Origin of the sequence: Pantoea sp. ME81, assembly GCF_903970985.1 — a bacterium.
In the GTDB taxonomy this organism is placed as follows: Bacteria; Pseudomonadota; Gammaproteobacteria; order Enterobacterales; family Enterobacteriaceae; genus Pantoea; species Pantoea communis.
The window spans coordinates 1-19,847 of sequence record NZ_CAJCKS010000040.1; the positions used below are offsets into that span (position 1 = coordinate 1).

Annotated in this window: 14 protein-coding genes and 1 pseudogene; 3 read left to right on the top strand and 12 right to left on the bottom strand. The window is 53.6% G+C overall.

The annotated features are described in order from the left end of the window. Together H7A81_RS09790 and H7A81_RS09795 are read left to right on the top strand one after the other, a co-directional pair. Positions 1-758 (top strand): nitrilase-related carbon-nitrogen hydrolase (locus H7A81_RS09790; protein ID WP_182057361.1); only part of this gene is annotated, 758 nt, incomplete at its 5' end. A 91-nt stretch (positions 759-849) separates the two neighbouring features. After that, positions 850-1,728, top strand: coding sequence for a hypothetical protein (locus H7A81_RS09795; RefSeq protein ID WP_182057362.1), 879 nt, complete (start codon positions 850-852; stop codon positions 1,726-1,728). 71 nt (positions 1,729-1,799) lie between these two features. On the opposite strand, the gene phoH is transcribed toward H7A81_RS09795, so the two are convergent. The 5 genes from phoH to putP all read right to left on the bottom strand — a co-directional run bounded on the left by phoH (position 1,800) and on the right by putP (position 8,555). Next, positions 1,800-2,588: a phosphate starvation-inducible protein PhoH gene (gene phoH, locus H7A81_RS09800; RefSeq protein ID WP_034824330.1), complete on the bottom strand. Its 789-nt coding sequence runs from the start codon at positions 2,586-2,588 to the stop codon at positions 1,800-1,802. Positions 2,589-3,162: 574 nt separating this feature from the next. Then, positions 3,163-4,443, bottom strand: a complete 1,281-nt coding sequence (gene efeB, locus H7A81_RS09805; protein ID WP_182057363.1) for an iron uptake transporter deferrochelatase/peroxidase subunit — start codon at positions 4,441-4,443, stop codon at positions 3,163-3,165. A 2-nt stretch (positions 4,444-4,445) separates the two neighbouring features. Then, on the bottom strand, positions 4,446-5,564 hold the full coding sequence (efeO, locus tag H7A81_RS09810; protein WP_182057364.1) for an iron uptake system protein EfeO: 1,119 nt from the start codon (positions 5,562-5,564) through the stop codon (positions 4,446-4,448). Positions 5,565-5,618: 54 nt separating this feature from the next. Further along, on the bottom strand, positions 5,619-6,452 hold the full coding sequence (efeU, locus tag H7A81_RS09815; RefSeq protein WP_182057365.1) for an iron uptake transporter permease EfeU: 834 nt from the start codon (positions 6,450-6,452) through the stop codon (positions 5,619-5,621). Between the two features lie 618 nt (positions 6,453-7,070). Then, positions 7,071-8,555 carry a sodium/proline symporter PutP gene (gene putP / locus H7A81_RS09820; RefSeq protein ID WP_182057366.1) on the bottom strand — a complete coding sequence of 495 codons (1,485 nt, stop codon included), beginning with the start codon at positions 8,553-8,555 and terminating at the stop codon, positions 7,071-7,073. Between the two features lie 445 nt (positions 8,556-9,000). Between putP and putA the strand changes: the two are divergent. Continuing rightward, positions 9,001-12,944 (top strand): annotated as a pseudogene (gene putA, locus H7A81_RS09825) (trifunctional transcriptional regulator/proline dehydrogenase/L-glutamate gamma-semialdehyde dehydrogenase). A gap of 89 nt (positions 12,945-13,033) precedes the next feature. Here the strand turns inward: putA and H7A81_RS09830 are convergent. The 7 genes from H7A81_RS09830 to fliZ form a co-directional block, all read right to left on the bottom strand. Next, a complete protein-coding gene (locus H7A81_RS09830; protein WP_182057367.1) occupies positions 13,034-14,116 on the bottom strand; it encodes an acyltransferase family protein in 1,083 nt (360 codons plus the stop codon). A gap of 409 nt (positions 14,117-14,525) precedes the next feature. Continuing rightward, entirely contained in the window at positions 14,526-15,614 is a 1,089-nt protein-coding gene (locus H7A81_RS09835) for an acyltransferase family protein (RefSeq protein WP_182057368.1), read from the bottom strand. A 236-nt stretch (positions 15,615-15,850) separates the two neighbouring features. Continuing rightward, a complete protein-coding gene (gene tcyN / locus H7A81_RS09840; RefSeq protein WP_182057369.1) occupies positions 15,851-16,603 on the bottom strand; it encodes an L-cystine ABC transporter ATP-binding protein TcyN in 753 nt (250 codons plus the stop codon). Continuing rightward, positions 16,600-17,268, bottom strand: a complete 669-nt coding sequence (tcyL, locus tag H7A81_RS09845) for a cystine ABC transporter permease (protein WP_034824349.1) — start codon at positions 17,266-17,268, stop codon at positions 16,600-16,602. Before tcyL ends, tcyN begins: the two co-directional genes overlap by 4 nt. After that, entirely contained in the window at positions 17,268-18,068 is an 801-nt protein-coding gene (gene tcyJ / locus H7A81_RS09850; protein WP_034824352.1) for a cystine ABC transporter substrate-binding protein, read from the bottom strand. The genes tcyL and tcyJ overlap by 1 nt, the downstream gene beginning before the upstream one ends. A 142-nt stretch (positions 18,069-18,210) precedes the next feature. Then, positions 18,211-19,197 carry a D-cysteine desulfhydrase gene (locus tag H7A81_RS09855; RefSeq protein WP_038650031.1) on the bottom strand — a complete coding sequence of 329 codons (987 nt, stop codon included), beginning with the start codon at positions 19,195-19,197 and terminating at the stop codon, positions 18,211-18,213. Between the two features lie 131 nt (positions 19,198-19,328). Beyond that, positions 19,329-19,832, bottom strand: coding sequence for a flagella biosynthesis regulatory protein FliZ (fliZ, locus tag H7A81_RS09860; RefSeq protein ID WP_182057370.1), 504 nt, complete (start codon positions 19,830-19,832; stop codon positions 19,329-19,331). Positions 19,833-19,847 lie beyond the last annotated feature (15 nt).

A 19,847-nucleotide genomic window follows, 5' to 3' on the forward strand; every position in this document is an offset into this window, starting at 1 on the left:
AGATGGCGATCGGCGCCGGCTACATCGAAAAGCATGATAATGGACTGCTCTACAATGCCTATGCGGTCTGCATGCCGGATGGCCAACGCCAAGTACATCGTAAGATCCATGCTTTCGAACATGCGGGCATCGCCCAGGGAAATGAATTCACCGTGTTTGACACGCCATGGGGGGTGAAAGTCGGGATTCTGATTTGCTGGGACAATAATTTAACCGATAACGTCCGCATCACCGCGCTCATGGGAGCCGATATTCTGATTGCCCCGCATCAAACAGGTGGCACCCATTCACGCAGTCCCTTTGGTATGAAACCCATTCCGGTGAGCCTGTGGGAAAACCGAGAAAGCGATCCCAGCGCACTGGAAATCGCTCTGGCTAGCGACAGCGGTCGAGGCTGGTTGATGCGCTGGCTGCCTTCGCGTGCGCACGATAACGGTCTTTTCGTCCTGTTCAGTAATGGCGTCGGACTGGATAACGGCGAGATCCGTACCGGCAATGCGATGGTGATTGACCCCTATGGCCGCATCGTTAACGAAACCACTTCCTTCAGGGATACGCTGGTGAGTGCCGACCTGGATCTCTCGTTACTGGCGATGTCTACCGGACGCCGCTGGATCCATGGTCGTCGCCCGGAGCTTTATCAACTCCTGTGTGAACCTCAGGGTTATGAGCGTGATGCACGTACTGCACGGTTTTCCGAAGATGTTCCTGTGTTCGATCACAAAATGGCGCGTAAAACATTTTTGGATAAAAAATAACGCAGCATGAGGAGTAAACCTTTCGCGTTTTATGAATACCGACACTGAAGACGCCTGGGGAAGTTAATACTAATATAGGGAAAAACAATAAATGAAGGGATTTATGCATCATGGCATTTTTATCTGCGCCATGACATTCACCTCGTTAGCTGAAGCGGTAATAGAAATTCCGTTTAAATTCGATGAGAGTGCAGTACCGATTGCAACACTGAATATTAATGGTCAGGATGGCGAGTTCATGCTTGATACCGGCTCCGCATTTGCTTTCCATTTTGATCAGTCATTTATACGACAGGTGACCTGGTTAAAATCCCTTAAGGAGAAAGTGCGAACCACCGATCTGACCGGCAAAGTGTTCCTGCATGATAAATTCATGTTCCACCATGTTTACGTCAATGGTATGAACTTTGAGAATGTTGAAGGGATTTCCCTGGTTCCATGGGGGCTGACGCTGCAGCCTGACGGCAAACGTCCGGAAAGTATGGTTATCGGATTGGGGCTATTCCGGCAGAAAGCCCTGCTCATCGATTATCAGCATCGCCTTTTTTCCGTCGCTGATCGGCTGGACGATTTCAATATCGATCGTCAGCAATGGTTAACGCTGCCGTTAATGTTAACCCATGAGGGTATTATCATTGAGGCAATGAAGAATAATGAAACCTTTAATATGCTGCTGGATACCGGCGCATCACACTCAATGCTGTGGAGTAAACGTTTAAATAGAACAGAGAACGTTTATCCCTGCAAAGAAGTCATCGACGAATTGGATTATGAAGGCTGCCGGGCGACTCAAATAAATATCAAAAACACAACATCCGGGGAAATAGATATCGATGTCGTGCTATTAGATGATGTTGACTCGCGAATGGCAGCGGAGGGTATATTAGGCACCGATTTCTTACAGCACCATCGTGTTCTGATTGATTTTCCTAACCAGCAGTTATTGATGCGCGCCATTGAACCAGGCTGAGCAGCAATAAAAAAACCCGGCTTGCGCCGGGTTTTGCTTCGCTACACTCTCAATCAACTACTACTCAATGGTTAACCGTAAGCCAGCAGCGTGCGCTGGCAAAGTGCCGAACGGACGCAGTCGTTTTTGTCGAAACGCACCACACCAATCATCTCGTCTTCTTCGAAACGCGCCAGCGCATCGGCTAGACCGGATTTGACATGGGACGGCAAGTCACACTGGGTGATATCACCGTTGACGATAACCGTCACGTTCTCGCCTAAGCGTGTCAGGAACATCTTCATCTGTGCCGCAGTGACGTTTTGTGCCTCATCAAGGATCACTACCGCATTCTCAAACGTACGTCCGCGCATATATGCGAAGGGCGCAATCTCTACCTTGGCAATTTCAGGCCGCAGGCAGTACTGCATAAAGGAAGCGCCGAGACGTTTAACCAGAACGTCGTATACCGGTCGGAAATACGGGGCGAACTTCTCGGAAATATCCCCAGGAAGGAAACCGAGGTCTTCATCCGCCTGCAGAACCGGGCGCGTCACAATAATCCTTTCGATATCCTTATTGATCAGGGCCTCAGCCGCTTTGGCTGCGCTAATCCAGGTTTTACCGCAACCGGCTTCACCGGTGGCGAATATCAGCTGTTTCGTTTCTATGGCATTAAGATAGTGCGCCTGAGCTTCATTTCTGGCTTCAATCGGACCGCGATCGCGTGAATCACGCGCCATACCAATTGAGTCCAACCCACCCATCTGCACCAGCGAAGTGACCGATTCTTCTTCGCGCTGACGGTGACTGCGAGAATCACTACGAACGACTCTTCTTGCTTCACGACGCGCTTTGATCACTGCTTTCTGTCTTCCCATAGTGGCACCTTACAGTTGGTTTCATTTATCGCGGCGGATCACCCGCGGCGATGACTTGAACGCTTTAGAGGTTTGTTTGGCTTCCTTGTAAGCCGGGTCTGGCCATTGAAAATAGTGTGCAACAACGACGAAGCGCTGAAGCGCACCGGTAGAGAATTGGCGTTAGTTCGGAAACGGTAATTGAAAAGTGAAGAGGATACTTTGGAGGGAAGAAATCCCCCGCAGTGTACTGCGCTAGCTGAAGTGTATTTAACTGTCCATAGAAGGACCGGGTCATGCGCGAACTCCAGTGGACTTAGCCACACAACTGACAACGCTTATGAGTAAAGTGCATCATATTAACCATGCTTTGCAACAGTATTTTTACGTCACGACAAAGAAAAACAGATAAGCGAAGCATGAGAATTTTCGTCTTAAATTAAATTATCTCGCAATTTCAGTGGGATGGATTATTTGACGTGCGACGAACTTTTTCGGAACATTCGGAAGTGGAAGCGACCAGGGGAAAGTTTACGGTCGGTGAAAAAAGCGCCAGCGCAACCTTATCGCTGTGCTGGCACGGTGCGTTTATTAATCAGGCCTGCAGTAAAGGCTGGCCAAGGTAATGTTTTTCGTCAGGGACGCCGGGCAAAACGAAAAAATATCCGCCGCCAATCGGACGAATATATTCTTCCAGCGCTTCGCCATTGAGACGTTTTTGCACGGTGATAAAGCCTTTGGCTAAATTATGCTGATAGCAAACGAACAAGAGTCCCATATCTAGCTGCCCCGAACCGGTAATCCCTGAGGAGTAACTGTAACCCCGGCGCAGCATTAAACTGCTGTCGGTTTCCGGCGTGCGTGGGTTAGCGAGACGGATATGCGCATCCAGCGCGATGACATCGCCATCCGGGTCTTTGCTGTAATCCGGCACGTCATGTTCCTCTTTCATGCCCAGCGGCGCACCGGAAAGTTTCTCACGACCGAATATCGTTTGCTGTTCACCCAGTGGAGTGCGATCCCACATTTCAACGTGGAAACGAATGATGCGCACCGCCTGATAACTGCCTCCCTGCGTCCATGCCGGTTCTTGTTGATTTGCAGTGACCCACAGCAACTGATCCATCAACGCAGGATTATGCGTGTCAGGGTTAGCGGTGCCATCTTTAAAGCCCAGCAGATTGATCGGCGTTTCTTTACCGTGACTGCGTGCGGCGTGGTCGGCGATAAAGCCGTCGCGCCGCCAGCGCACGGCCAGCAGATCGGGCGTGTACTTAATGATGTCGCGCAGTGCGTGTATCACCGTATCTTGCGTATTGGCGCAGATTTGCAGCAGCAGATCGCCGTGACACTGATTGGCATCCAGCGAATCGTTGGGGAAGCGCGTCATGCTTTGCAGTTGCGTCGGTTTGTGTGCACTTAAACCAAAGCGCTCATCAAACAACGAGGTGCCCACGGAAAGCGTCATGGTGAGATTATCGGGTGCGATATCGGCGCCAAGAATGCCGGAATCCATTGGCGGTAGCTGCGGGTTGGTGACAACTGGCGCGGCGCCTCCTTTGGTCAGGAAAGCGAAGCGCGCTGTGAGCAGACGGAACAGACGCTCAAGGTCACTTTTATCACTGGCTAAGACGTCAAAGGCCACCAGCATCATCGAAGCTTGCTGCGGGGTGATAATGCCAGCCTGATGCGGGCCGTAGAAAGGTTGCGCCTGCTGGCGCGCATCGGGTGCAACCGTGCCAGGAGAGAAGCTGTCAGCTGCGGCTGCCGTATGGAACGGACAACCGCCACTCAGGGCGGCCGCGCCGCCCAACATACCTAACCCCTGTAATAAACGACGACGCGACGGCTCTGCCGCGTCATTTTTATGGCTCATGATTAGTCGAGACCTAAAGTTCCGCGCAGCAGGGAGAGATCTTCCGCCAGAGTGGTGATCGGCCCTTTCAGCGCATTGCGGTCAGCGGTAGTCAGTTTCTCGTAAGATTCGAAACCGTCTTTGGTGCGGTATTTGCTGAGGATGCTGTCGACTTTCTTAAAGTTAGCATCGACTTTCGCCAGCAGCTGCGGGTTAGCTTTTTGCAACTGTGGACGCAGCAGATCAACGATTTTCTGTGCACCGTCGATATTGGCCTGGAAGTCAGACAGGTCGGTACGGCTGTAGCGATCTTCTTCACCGGAGATTTTGCTGGCTGCCACTTCTTCGATCAAACCTGCTGCGCCACCGACCACTTTCGCCGGAGGGAAGGCCAGTTCACTGATGCGGGTCTGCAGATCCAGCACGTCCTGATTCAGCTTAGTCGCAAACTCTTCTGCACCTTTGGTGGTTTTGTCGGCCCACAGGATTTTTTCGATGCGGTGGAAACCAGTGAATTTCGGATCATCCGCTTTTTTCTCGAAGTCATCTTCACGGGCATCAATGCTGCTGTCCAGATCGGAGAACAGTTCAGCAATCGGTTCGATACGCTCGTAGTGTGCACGGGTCGGTGCGTACAGCGCTTTGGCTTTTTCCAGATCGCCCGCTTTTACCGCATCGGTGAAGTCCTGGGTGCCCGCCACCAGCTCTTTGACTTCGCTCATCACGTAGGTTTTGTAGTCCGTGATTGGGCCGGCCAGCTGCATGATGTCGGTTTTGCCTTTGGCTGCCGTTTTCGACTCACCTGACACCACCAGTTTGCCTTTCGGATTGGTCAGCAAGCCACAGGTCATGTCATATTCGCCTGCTTCGAGGTTCGCAGTCAGTTTCTGGCTAAAGCCCGGCGCGATGTTTTCACGCTCTTCTACCACCATCACCCCTTTCAGGATTTCCCACTCCAGCGCTTTCTGGCTGTTGTTTTTGATGATGAACTGGGTTTTACCCGCCTGCACATTGAGTGACATCGGCTCACACTGTTTGTCAGTGACGGTAACCGTGACTTGCGGGATGGATGCAGCAGATGCAGCGCCTGAGAGAGCCAGCATTGAAACCAACAGCGCCTTACGGCGGAAGCGAATCGTCATAGTGATATCCCTGTTACATGGAAGAACAGGCGCGCAATCGCGCCTGATTTAATTTCAGCGTGTGGTGCGCGCAGCACTGGCCGTTGGGCGCGCCGGGAAGAAGAACAGCAGCAGCGCCGGAATCAGGTAGATAAGCCAGGCCGCCACTTCACTGAGGCTTGGCGTTTCCTGATAGCCGAGAATGCCTTCCAGCAGCGTACCGACCACCGATTGGGTGGAGAGCGTGTTGCTGAGATCGAAAGCAATGTCCTGGAAGTGGTTCCACAGACCTGCCTCATGGAAGGCACGAATCGCTCCTGCTGCCAGGCCTGCCGCAACAAAGAGGATGAATAAGCTGGTCCAGCGGAAGAAGCTCGCCAGGTTGAGGCGGATGCCGCCGTAGTAGAGCAGCATGCCCAAAACAATCGCCGTTAATAAGCCCAGCACCGCGCCAATCGGCGGCGCGTAGCCAACATCCTGGGTGAAAGCCGCCAGCAGGAAGAAGACGGATTCGAGACCTTCACGCGCCACGGCCAGAAAGACCATGAGAACCAGCGGGAAGCCACCGCCGCCCTGTTTTTGCAATGCCTGATCGACCGATCGTTCCAGTGTGGCTTTGATGTTACGTGAGACTTTGCGCATCCAGAAGACCATGGACGTGAGGATGACCACCGCGACGACCGCGACGATGCCTTCAAACAGTTCTTGTTGTTTTTGCGGGAATTCGCCGGTGGTTTCATTGATGAAGATGCCAAGGCCTAAGCAGAGTGCCGCGGCAATGAAGACACCCGCCCACATCGCGGGGAACCACTGAGTACGCTGGGTGCGTTTCAGGTAGCTGGCAATCAGGCTGACGATGAGAGCTGCTTCAAGACCTTCACGCAGCATAATGAGAAACGGTACGAACATCACCAACCTCTTGATTGTTAAGCAGGGTAAACCTTAGGTAAAAATACGTAAAGTGCAAACGATATCGATTATCATTATCGCGGGTAAAATTACAAGTCACTGAATGAAATTATTTCTCATTTGCGGGCTGTAATACGGATTCTGTGAAAAGGGGTGATGGGGATTTCAGCGTTCAGATAAATATTCAGTGCTGGGGTGTGGCTGCAAGCTCAGTACGGGGATATCGCTGCAGGTTCAATGCCGGGTTTCCGCTGCTGCACGTTCGGTGCAGAGTTATCGCTTCAGGTTCAGTGCAGAGGTGTCGCTTCGAGTTCAGCGCATTGTCCACTAAAGGCCATCCCGATCGCGAAGAAACCACGCATCCCTGCAGATCGGCCGCGCCGTCCATGGCGCGGACGCTTCGCTCTTCGGAATGGCCTTTATTGGACGTTTGGCTGTGGTATTGCGTTGAATTGAATGTTTAAGCATTGCCGATTTTAATGACACGCACAGAAGCTTCAGAGCAGAAAGGCACCAGACTGCGTTATCACCCGTTGTTTTAAATCGAGTGTCGGAGCCTGGTCGATTCCATAAAAAAACCCGCCGTTTGAAGGGCGGGCTTGATGTATCAGAGACAAATTACTTGGTGTTGTATTCAGCTTCGGCGGCAGCGAAGCGCGCCTGTGCTTCTTCTGATGGGCCTTTGCCGATCAGGCTAAACACCACAATCGCGATGCTGGCGAAGATGAAGCCAGGAATGATTTCATACAGCTCGGTGTAACCATATTGCTTCCACAGCAGCACGGTCACTGCACCAATCACCATGCCAGCCAGCGCGCCGTTGCGTGTCATACGCTTCCAGCACACACCGAACAGGACAACCGGGCCGAAGGCTGCACCGAAGCCCGCCCATGCATAGCTGACTAAGCCGAGCACACGGTTTTCCGGATTGGCCGCCAGCGCGATAGCGATCAACGCAATCAGCAGCACCATTAAACGCCCTACCCACACCAGCTCTTTCTGACTGGCATTTTTACGCAGGAAGCCTTTGTAGAGGTCTTCTGTCAGGGCGCTTGAGCATACCAGCAGTTGGCAGCTTAAGGTGGACATCACCGCTGCCAGAATCGCAGACAGCAGGATGCCAGCAATCCATGGGTTAAACAGGATACGCGCCAGTTCAATGAACACGCGTTCGCCGTTCTGGCTTACGCCTGCCGCTTGTTCAGGGTGGTTCTGGAAGTAGGCGATACCGAAGAAGCCCACCGCCACGGCACCGGCCAGGCACAGGATCATCCAGGTCATGCCAATGCGACGTGCAGTGCGAATCGAGTGGTGAGAATCTGCCGCCATAAAGCGCGCCAGAATATGCGGTTGTCCAAAGTAGCCTAGGCCCCAGCCGAGCAAGGAGATAACGGCAACAAAGTTGAGCCCTTTCAGCATGTCGAGGTTTTCAAGACTTTTTGCTTCGATCACCGCCAGTGAATCATCCAGGCCACCTACCGCGATAATCACAAACACCGGGGTGAGGATCAGCGCGAAGATCATCAGGCTGGCCTGCACGGTATCGGTCCAGCTCACCGCCAGGAATCCGCCCACCAGCGTATAAAGAATGGTGGCAGCAGCACCGGCCCACAGCGCAGTTTGGTAATCCATACCGAAGGTGCTTTCAAACAGACGTGCACCCGCAACCACGCCTGATGCGCAATAAATGGTGAAGAAGATGAGAATAACTACAGCGGAGATAACACGCAGCAACTTGCTTTTGTCTTCGAAACGGCTGGAGAAGAAGTCCGGCAGCGTTAAGGCATTATCGTGATGTTCGGTCTGCACACGCAGGCGGCCTGCCACAATTTTCCAGTTAAGCCAGGCACCGATGGTCAGGCCAATGGCGATCCAGCTTTCTGAAATGCCGGAAAGGAAGATGGCGCCGGGTAAACCCATCAGCAACCAACCGCTCATATCTGATGCACCCGCTGACAGTGCGGTGACCACACTGCCTAAACTGCGTCCGCCCAGAATGTAGTCGTCAAAGTTTTTGGTCGAACGGTAGGCAATAAAGCCAATCAGCACCATTCCCAGGATATAAATTACAAAGGTCACCAACATCGGTGTACTCATACTCATACTCTCTCCACTTATTATTTAATCCGTTAAGAGAAATCTTTTTTCCTGAGCCCTCGGAACGTGATGGCATCAGGGCTTTACCGCATCCAGAGAAAGCGATTTCTCTTAAGGCGCGGTATCCTGCCGCAAAGGGGCGGCGCGCACAATGCATTTAACACAGCTGTCACAATGGTTTCACCTGACTTCGATGATTTAATGCCAATAGGTTGCACACGCTCACACTTTGAGTTGCACCTTGTTCAACATGAGAGTGCTCTCGTTGACGGGAGTTGCAACTTTGGCGAGCTTCTTGCAGCAAGTTTTGTGCCGTTTCTTCACATGACCGATTTTAAGTGTTGATAAACGTGCAACTCAGGTCACATTTAACATGGTTGCACAAAGTTGCAACATGAGTGATAGTGCAGCCCACGCTGATGTTGAATCATATTTTGAGGACGAGGAAATCATGGGAACGACCACCATGGGGGTGAAGTTGGATGAAGCCACCCGCGATCGCATTAAATTGGCGGCAGGTAAAATTGACCGTACGCCACACTGGCTGATCAAACAGGCGATTTTTAACTACCTTTCGCAGCTGGAAGCCGGTGAATCTTTGCCGGAAATTCCCCTCCAGCTCGCCGACGCCGCCAGTGAAGAAGGCACGGCAGACGAGTCATTCCAGCCCTTCCTCGACTTCGCTGAACATATTTTGCCGCAGTCGGTCACGCGCTCTGCCATCACCGCTGCGTGGCGTCGTCCGGAAACGGATGCGGTACCGATGCTGCTGGAGCAGGCGCGTCTCCCTGCCCCGCTGGCCGAGAAAACCCATCAGCTGGCTTATAGCCTGGCGGATAAGTTGCGTCACCAAAAAGGTGCAACCGGACGCGCCGGAATGGTGCAAAGCCTGTTACAAGAGTTCTCCCTCTCTTCGCAGGAAGGCGTGGCGCTGATGTGTCTGGCGGAAGCGCTGCTGCGTATTCCCGACAAACCAACTCGTGACGCGCTGATTCGCGACAAAATCAGCAATGGCAACTGGCAGTCGCATCTGGGCCGCAGCCCGTCGATGTTCGTTAACGCCGCGACCTGGGGTCTGCTGTTTACCGGACGTCTGGTATCGACTCACAATGAAGCCAACTTGTCGCGTTCACTTAATCGCATTATTGGTAAGAGTGGAGAACCGCTGATCCGCAAAGGCGTGGATATGGCGATGCGCCTGATGGGCGAGCAGTTCGTCACCGGCGAAACCATTGCGGAAGCACTGGCCAATGCGCGCAAACTGGAAGAGAAAGGCTTCCGCTACTCCTACGATATGCTGGGTGAAGCGGCGCTGACCGCCAGCGATGCCAAAGCTTATCTGGTGTCCTATCAGCAGGCGATCCATGCCATTGGTAAAGCTTCCAATGGCCGTGGCATCTATGAAGGTCCGGGCATCTCGATCAAACTGTCGGCCCTGCATCCTCGCTATAGCCGCGCGCAGTATGAGCGCGTGATGGAAGAGCTATATCCGATCCTCAAATCACTGACCTTACTGGCGCGCTCTTACGACATCGGTATCAATATCGATGCGGAAGAAGCAGACCGTCTGGAACTGTCGCTCGATCTGCTGGAAAAACTGTGCTTCGAGCCGGAACTGGAAGGCTGGAACGGGATTGGCTTTGTGATTCAGGCATACCAGAAGCGCTGCCCGTTTGTGATCGACTCCCTGATCGATCTCGCCCAACGCAGCCGCCGTCGCCTGATGATCCGTCTGGTGAAAGGCGCGTATTGGGATAGCGAAATCAAACGTGCGCAGATTGAAGGGCTGGAAGGTTATCCGGTTTATACCCGCAAGGTGTACACCGACATCTCTTACCTGGCTTGCGCCCGCAAACTGCTGGCGGTACCGAATCTGATCTACCCGCAATTTGCTACTCATAACGCTCACACGCTGGCAGCGATCTATCAGCTGGCAGGCAATAACTACTATCCGGGTCAGTACGAGTTCCAGTGCCTGCACGGCATGGGTGAACCGCTGTATGAGCAGGTGGTCGGCAAAGTGGCAGACGGCAAACTGAACCGTCCGTGCCGTATCTACGCACCGGTCGGCACCCATGAAACCCTGCTACCTATCTGGTACGTCGCTTACTGGAAAACGGGGCCAACACCTCGTTTGTTAACCGCATCGCGGATAACACCCTGCCGCTGGATGAGCTGGTTGCCGATCCGGTTTCTGCGGTGGAGAAGATGGCGCTGACCGAAGGCGCAGTCGGTTTACCGCATCCGAAAATCCCGCTGCCGCGCGATCTGTATGGTGAGAAGCGCGCCAACTCAGCCGGTCTGGATTTGGCTAACGAACATCGTCTGGCATCACTCTCCAGCGCCCTGCTCAATAGCGCCAGCCAGCCATGGATTGCCCAGCCGCTGGTCGAAGGTGAGCTGGGTGACGGCGTGAGCCGTCCGGTACTCAACCCGTCTGCGCCAGCCGATGTGGTGGGCAGCGTGCGCGATGCCAGCGAAGCAGAAGTCTCGGAAGCGCTGGATGCCGCAGTGAATGCCGGTCCAATCTGGTTTGCCACCCCGCCACAAGAACGTGCAGCCATTTTGGAGCGCGCCGCCGAAGCGATGGAAGGCCAGATGCAGCAGTTGATTGGCCTGCTGGTGCGTGAAGCAGGTAAGACCTACAACAACGCCATTGCCGAGGTGCGTGAAGCGGTTGATTTCCTCTATTACTACGCCGGTATGGTGCGTGATGATTTCGATAACGAAACCCATCGTCCGCTCGGCCCGGTGGTGTGCATCAGCCCGTGGAACTTCCCGCTGGCGATCTTCACCGGTCAGATTGCTGCAGCACTGGCAGCCGGTAACAGCGTGCTGGCGAAACCCGCTGAGCAGACGCCGCTGATTGCCGCGCAGGCGGTACAAATCATGCTGGATGCGGGCGTGCCATCAGGCGTGCTGCAACTGTTGCCGGGCCAGGGCGAGACTGTCGGTGCACAGTTAACGGGTGACGAGCGAGTACGCGGTGTGATGTTCACCGGTTCCACCGCCGTCGCGACGCTGCTGCAACGCAATCTGGCGGGTCGTCTCGATCCGCAAGGCCGCCCAACGCCGCTGATTGCTGAAACCGGCGGCATGAACGCCATGATCGTGGATTCTTCGGCGCTGACTGAGCAGGTGGTGGTCGATATCGTTGCCTCCGCCTTTGACAGCGCCGGACAGCGTTGCTCGGCGCTGCGTCTGCTGTGCGTACAAGATGATGTCGCCGATCACACCCTGAAAATGCTGCGTGGCGCGATGGCCGAATGCCGCATGGGCAATCCGGAACGTCTCTCTACGGATATCGGCCCGGTAATCGACGCCGAAGCCAAAGGTAACATCGAGCGCCACATTCAGGCGATGCGCAATAAAGGTTTCACCGTGTATCAGGCGGCGCAGGACAATCCGCAAGACAGCAAAGAGTGGACCAGCGGCACCTTTATCAAGCCCACCCTGATCGAGCTGGGTCAGGTGAGCGATCTGGATAAAGAAGTGTTTGGCCCAGTGCTGCACGTGGTGCGTTATGCGCGTAACAGCCTGCCACAGCTGATCGATCAGATTAACGCCTCTGGTTACGGTCTGACGCTGGGTGTGCACACGCGTATCGATGAAACCATCGCGCAAGTCACGGCAGGCGCGAAGGTCGGTAACCTGTATGTGAACCGCAATATGGTCGGCGCAGTCGTCGGCGTGCAGCCTTTTGGTGGAGAAGGTTTATCCGGCACCGGTCCAAAAGCCGGTGGTCCTTTGTATCTCTATCGCCTGCTGGCAAACCGCCCAGACAGTGCACTGCGTAAGACCTTCGATCGTCAGGATGCCGAGCGTCCAGTCGACAGTTCCGTACGTGCTGAGCTGATGAGCGCGCACCAGGCATTGCAGAGCTGGGCGCAGGATAAACCTGAACTGCTGGCACTCTGTCAGCGTTATGACGAGCTGGCGCAGGCGGGTACGGTGCGACTGCTGCCTGGCCCAACGGGTGAACGTAACACCTTCACGCTTCTGCCGCGCGATCACGTCCTTTGTATTGCGGATAACGAGCAGGACGCACTGATACAACTGGCGGCAGTGACCAGCGTGGGCAGCCAGGCGCTGTGGCAGGATGATGAGTTGCATCGCGCGCTGCGCAAATCACTACCTGCCGCCGTACAAAAACACGTGGTGCTGGTGAAAGATGTGCTGGCAGCCGGGTTTGATGCGGTGATCTATCACGGTGACGCCGATCAGTTACGTGTGCTGTGCGAGCAGGTTGCTGCGCGTGACGGCGCGATTGTTTCGGTGCAGGGCTTCGCACGTGGCGAAACCAATCTGCTGCTGGAACGTCTGTTGATAGAGCGCTCACTGAGCGTGAATACCGCCGCAGCGGGTGGTAACGCCAGTCTGATGACGATTGGTTAAAAAGATAAGGGCCCGCAAGGGCCCTTTTTCATGGCGCGCCGCGACGAATTTACCCATGGGTTGCGACGTTGTTTTCTGGCGCTTTGTATTTACGCCGCAGACTTGTTGCGCTTCATGCCAATCAAGGTCGGGAAGACAAACAGCGACTGCCCCAACCCGCGATTGGTGACAGACCACACCGCCACCGACAGCAGCGAGCAAATCCCCACAATCGCCACCGGATAGAAACACGCCCACAACACGGAGAACCAGGCATAGTCAAACAGATGATGGCGCTGAGCGAACAGAATCGCAGACATGCCAAAATACTCAATGAAAATACGATGGATCACGTAGATTTGCAGGGTGTTACGGCCAATCCAGTTAAAGTACGTCATCTTAAAGTGCGCGTTAAGCCAGCGGCAGGCCGCCACGCTCGCCAGCACCGCGATGATGCACAGGAACAGGCTCTTATCCAGACCAAAGATAATGTGAATGCCTGATACCGCCGCCAGCAGCGCCCATGGCACGAGATTTTCACGACGCCATTCGCTCATACGCAGCATCAGCGGGCTCCAGAACGCGCCCAGCAGGAAGAACAGGAAGTACTGCGCCACGCTTTGCGGCCCCCAATACGGAATGATCTTCTCCACTGCCAGATAGTTAAGCGCAATCGCGACCACCAGCAACGCCACTTTCTGTTTGTGGAAGATCTTCGCACACAGGAAATACAGTGCCAGTCCGTACAGATACCACGAGGTGCTCATCGCCATAAACGTCAGCTTCAGGAACTCAAACAGTGAACCCGCATAGGCGGCATTCAGGTTGTGTGAGATACGCTGACCGGTGATCTCTGTGGAGATGCCCACAATCGACCACCACTGAATAAAGCCCCATAAAATATAGAGATAGAACAGATTGGTAATACGACTGGTAAATACCTGCTTCCACGGACGATTAAGAATCCCGTTGGTTGCCAGCAAGCCCGAAACAAAGAAAAAGGCTGGCATACGCAGCGGAGATAAAACAGTATTAAACTGCACCCATATTTCTGCCGGTATCCAACCCGCCGTCAATAATTTCACCGTTCCTTCAAATCCGGGTAATACGGTGTGGTACAACACCACCAGCAATATGCAGGCCCCTTTCAGGGTATTGACCCATGCAATATCTTCTTTCCTGGCGTTATTCATATGATTAACTCCCGCTGCTGTGTAGGTCTTTAAGGAGAAGTATGAGGAAATAAACAATGATGCATTTCTGGTTATTCAACGATTATTAAACAAGCTGGCGGGGGATGACTCTAGCGAAAGTCCTAAAAGTTTTTTGCTGGTCCTGATATAACAATACTTTACAGTTCCAGACATTAATCAAATGCTAAGCAGGCTAACAATATCTTCCCAAATTAGAGTCACTAAGGGTATGACGAGGGAAATAAGGTTAGCAATTAATACAGGGAAATTAAGAGCAATCCACCACAAACAAACCAAATTAAAATCAAATTTTATTAGGATAATTATGAAATGTGGCAGATGGATAAACGCGGATATTAATATTGTGCTAAGAGAAAATAATTAGGGCCAGCGAACTGGCCCTTTTTGATTATTGCAGCGGTGCCGCTTTTGTCTCCTGCACTGGTTTTCGCAACAGTCGCGGATAGATGAATAACATTCTGCCTGGACCGCGATTCAGCAGTGACCACACCGCCAGTGAGATCGTCACGCAGAGCGCCACGCCCGTCATCGGCATTAGCAGCGCCCATGCCCAACTGAAGGCCGCATGACCAAACCAGCCATAATGCAGCGCCAGGGCAATCGCGCTCAGTCCCAGCAACTCTATGAAGATGCGGTGCAGTACGTAAATCTGCAGCGTGTTACGGCCAATCCAGTTCAGCCACGCCATGTTCAGGCGCTCATTGAGGAAACGGCACACGACGATACCAAACACGATGGTCAGCAGGCTGTAGAACGGGTTTTTATAGATGCCCCCCACATGATGTACCACGCCAATCACCGCGATGCCTGCCAGCAGCAGCCAGTGTTGGCGCTTAAGCTGGCTAATCTCAATCAGAGACTGGCTGAAGAATACGCCGAGCAGGAAGTAGAGATAGTTTTGCGCCACGCTGGCCGGCCCCCAACCAGGGATCAGGCTAAACTGCGCAGCGTAAGTCGCGACAATCGCCAGTGCCATCAGCGCCATTTTCTGGCGGTGGAACAGTTTGGTGAACAGGAAGAAGCCCGCCAGCGCGTACAGATACCAGAGGCTGGTCATGGAGGTCAGCAGCAGTTTAAGGAACTCAAACGGCGTGTCGGCATAGGCAGCGTTTTTGGTGCTGGACAGCCGCTCACCGAGGTGCGTGGAGATATAGTGAATGCTCAGCCACTGAATCACCCCCCACAGCAAATAGAGATACACGATATTGCTGAACTTCTTGGTAAACACCTCTTTCCAGCTCTTTTTGACGATCGAACTGGCCGCCAGCAGGCCTGAGACAAAGAAAAAAGCGGGCATACGCAGCGGTGAAAGATAGGTATTGAAGGTCACCCACCAGTGCGCAGGCACCATGCCGGCCGTGAGGTGATGCAGTGAGGGAGCGAAAGTGGTGATAATCGAGTGGTGCAACACCACCAGCAAGATGCAGGCACCTTTTAACGTGTTGATCCAGAGGACTTCATTTCTGGCATGTGTCATTTTATGATCCTGATTGCGCCATGAATTTGTAAAGAATTATTTATATTTACAAAGATGTCTCAATCGGGGGCGTCTTAAAAATCCTTCTGCTCCTTGCCAGCAAAATTCCATAGGCAATAAAATATTATTTTTCAGTTGGTTAATTGAAAGTTCTTTGACAATTTTCAGAGGAAACTGAGAGAAGGGATTCAGATGGGAAAAGAGAAAGCGCCGTCAGAACCAGACGACGCTTGAGACTATTGGTTAAGAAACTTGTCAAGAAATTGTCGGGTGCGTGCCTGCTGCGGATAGCTGAACAGCTCTTTCGCTGCGCCCTGCTCCACGATACGGCCCTGATCCATAAAGATCGCCCGATCGGCCACGTCACGCGCAAAACTCATCTCATGCGTGACGATCACCATGGTGCGTTTCTCCTGCGCCAGCGCGCGGATGGTATTCAGCACTTCACCCACCAGCTCAGGATCCAGCGCCGAAGTCGGCTCATCGAACAGAATCACTTCCGGTCGCATCGCCAGCGCTCGCGCAATGGCGACACGCTGCTGCTGTCCACCGGACAAACGACGCGGGAAGCTCTCCTCTTTGCCGTGCAGACCGACCTTCTCCAGCAAGCTGCGGGCTCGCGCCACGGCTTCTGCTTTCGGTTCACCCTTCACGATCACCGGCCCTTCAATGATGTTCTCCAGCACTGAACGATGCGGGAACAAATTGAAGTTCTGGAACACGAAACCCACCTGCTGACGCAAACGGCGAACCTGCTCTTTCTGCTTGTTGAGCCCATTACTGGCATCAATGGTGATATTACCCACCGTGACGCGGCCGCTATCGGGCACTTCCAGCAGATTGATACTGCGCAGCAAGGTGGTTTTCCCCGAACCGCTTGGCCCGATAATCGCCACCACTTCACCCGGTGCCACATCCAGATCAATGCCGTGCAACACGGTCTGGCCGTGGAACTGCTTGACCAGCTGACGTACTTCAATCGCACTCATTTTGCCTCCCGATCCTGTCGATTCACATGCGCTTCCAGGCGATTTTGTAATGCCGACAGCACCGTCGCCATTACCCAGTAAATCAGCGAGGCAGCCAGATACATGGTGAACACTTCCAGCGTACGTGAGGTGATCAATTGCGCCTGACGGAACAGCTCCGGCACCTGAATGGTGGCCGCCAGCGAGGTGTCTTTCACCAGGCTGATAAAGCTATTACCGAGCGGTGGCAAAGCGGTACGTGCCGCTTGAGGTAGAATCACGCGGCGCAAGGTTTGCCATGGCGTCATGCCGATACTGGCCGCCGCTTCCCACTGCCCACGTTCAATCGCCGCAATCGCGCCACGCAGGGATTCAGAGGCGTAAGCGGCGGTATTGAGTGACAGACCAATCATCGCTGATGGGATAGGATCCAGCTCGATACCAAACTGCGGCAAGCCGTAGTAGATCATAAACAGCTGAGCGATAAGCGGCGTGCCACGGAAAATCGACACATAGATGCGCGCCAGCCAGTTAATCGGCCAGAAATGTGACAGGCGCATCAGCGCCAGCACAAAGCCAAGCACCAGACCGAAGAACATCCCGCCGATACTCAGCTGCAGCGTGAACAGCGCGCCTTTGAGTAAGAATGGTGCTGAATCCAGCACCAGTTGTAAGCTTTCCTGCATTATTTAGTGACGTCCGCGCCGAACCATTTCTCAGAGAGTTTGCTCAGCGAGCCATCTTTCTGCATGTCAGCAATCGCTGCATCGATGGCTTTCAGCAGGTCGTCATTGCCTTTACGCAGCGCCACGCCGGATTCGAGACGAGAGAAGGCCGGGCCCGCTACCGCCATGGTGTCGCCGGTTTTCTTCACCAGATCCAGCGCCGCTAAACGGTCCACCAGAATGGCATCAACACGACCTGAACGCAGATCCTGGTATTTGGTTGGGTCATCATCATAGGTACGGATATCGACGCCTTTGACGTTGTCACGCAGCCACTGTTCGTAGTTAGAACCCAGGCCGACACCGACTTTCTTACCAGAGAGATCCTCTGGCTTGGTGATGCTGCCAGCATTTTTCTTCATCGTCAGCGCCTGAACGCCAGAGATGGTGTATGGCGTGGAGAAGTCATACTTCTTCTTACGCTCGGGTGAAATCGTTACCTGATTGATCACCACGTCGATGCGCTTAGAATCCAGTGCCGCCAGCATGCCATCCCACTTGGTCGGTTTCAGGTCCGCTTTGACGCCAAGGTGTTGCGCCAGCTCTTGCGCAAACTCCACTTCGAAACCAGTTAGCTTGCCGCTCTCATCCTGGAAACTGAACGGCGGATAGGTGCCTTCCAGACCCACGCGCAGCTCACCTTTGCTCTTTACCTGTGCCAGCAGATCTTCTGCGGCGAACGTTTTAACGTTAACGCCCGCGACCAGCGCGACCGCCATCATGCCCATCACCAGTTGGCGACGAATTGGAGAGAAAGCCATGTTTACCCCATTATTGTGATGTGTTGTGTGCTATGAGGCGGCGAAACCGGGATTTGCCGCCTTTTCGTTATTGGCGCTGCATTCAGGCCCATTTCAGGCCAGAACAACAGCTGCCGGATTATAAACCTTTTTTATCTTAGCCTTAGACCGAAGGATGATAAGCAAATAACGCAGGCGCGCCGCCAGTATGAATAAACAGCAGCGGCCCTTCACGACGGAAACGATTCTGCGCAATGCCATCTATCAATCCGGCCATCGCTTTACCGGTGTAGACCGGGTCCAGCATGATGCCTTCAAGACGCGCCAGCAGTTTCACCGCTTCCATGCCTTCATCATTAGGTTCACCGTAACGCGGCGCGAAATAGTCATCCCAAAGCGTGATCGGCGCGTGCGTCTGCACTTCCAGCTGTTCAGCCAGCGCGCTACGGATGCGCTCTACCACCGGCAACTGCGCGTCGACTTTGCGTGAAACCGTCACACCGACCAGCTCGGTATTAGGCAGCAACTGCTCCAGCCCTACCGCTAAACCTGCATGGGTGCCAGCGCTACCCGATGCAACCACCACAGCGGCGAAATCCACCACGCCTTCGCTTTGGTGCGCGATCTCCTGCGCACACTCCACGTAGCCGAGCGCGCCCAGTGCGTTGGAACCGCCAACCGGCACAATATAAGGACGGAAACCCTGGGCTTCGAGGCGTTCAGCCTGTTCGGCCAGCTGTTCAGTGGGATTGTGCAACGCATCGACCATCACCACCTCGACGTCCATCAGGTCGAGCATCAGGCGATTACCGTTGGTGAGGTAGTTTTCTGAGGTCGTGCCAATCGGATTTTCCAGCAGCGCCACACACTTGAGGCCAAGGCGCGCCGCCACCGCCGCCGTCTGGCGCACATGGTTGGATTGAATCGCGCCCGCTGTCAGCAGGACATCTGCGCCCTCGCGCAGCGCATCGGCCGCCAGGAATTCAAGTTTGCGCAGTTTGTTGCCGCCCATGGCCACAGGCGTGAAGTCATCACGCTTAATAAAGATATCGCGACCGAGATAATCAGAAAGCCGTGGCAGATGCTCAAGCGGCGTAGGTGCACCGAGTAATTCAAGACGTGGGAACTGGTGCAAGAGATGTAAAGACAATGCAGCCTCCATTCGGGCAATGTGCAATTATCCATACAGTGTTGCAGAAGATGAGAAAAGTCGCACCCAGAATTCTGAGAGTGCGGCCCCTGTTGCTGCTATGCTCAGCAACAACAAGGGCAGGATCACAATCAGCCCTGCTGCCAGCCTAAAAACTGGTCATATTTACGCAGTGCGATGCGGTAATTGTTGTTACCCGCATCCGGCAAATCGTTTTCCAGACATTCATGCCAGCTGTTGCCCCGTAATCTGTCGGCCGGGAAATTTTTCGCTTTCAGCATGTCATCAAGACGACGCAGCCGCACCACATACTCGCGAATGGTGCTGTGACTCATCTCGGTTTGCTCAAACAGATACTGTTTGAACGCCATAATGTCGAAGTAATTAGGATGGGTATTACAAAAAATATCGCTGCAGAAACGACATAACGCGGTCAGTTCCGGCTGGAGTTTCATCCACACCTGTTCATCAATCATCTGGTCCATCCGCGCGATGGCCTCTTTATTGATGATCTGTCCACGAAACACTAACGCCATACGATCTAAAACTTTGCCACAATGTGAACAGTTGCTTTGGCTGTGTTTATAGTCTTTAAGATAACGACTTAAAGGTCTGGCTTTGGCTTTGGCTCCCATTGCTGAGTCCCCGGT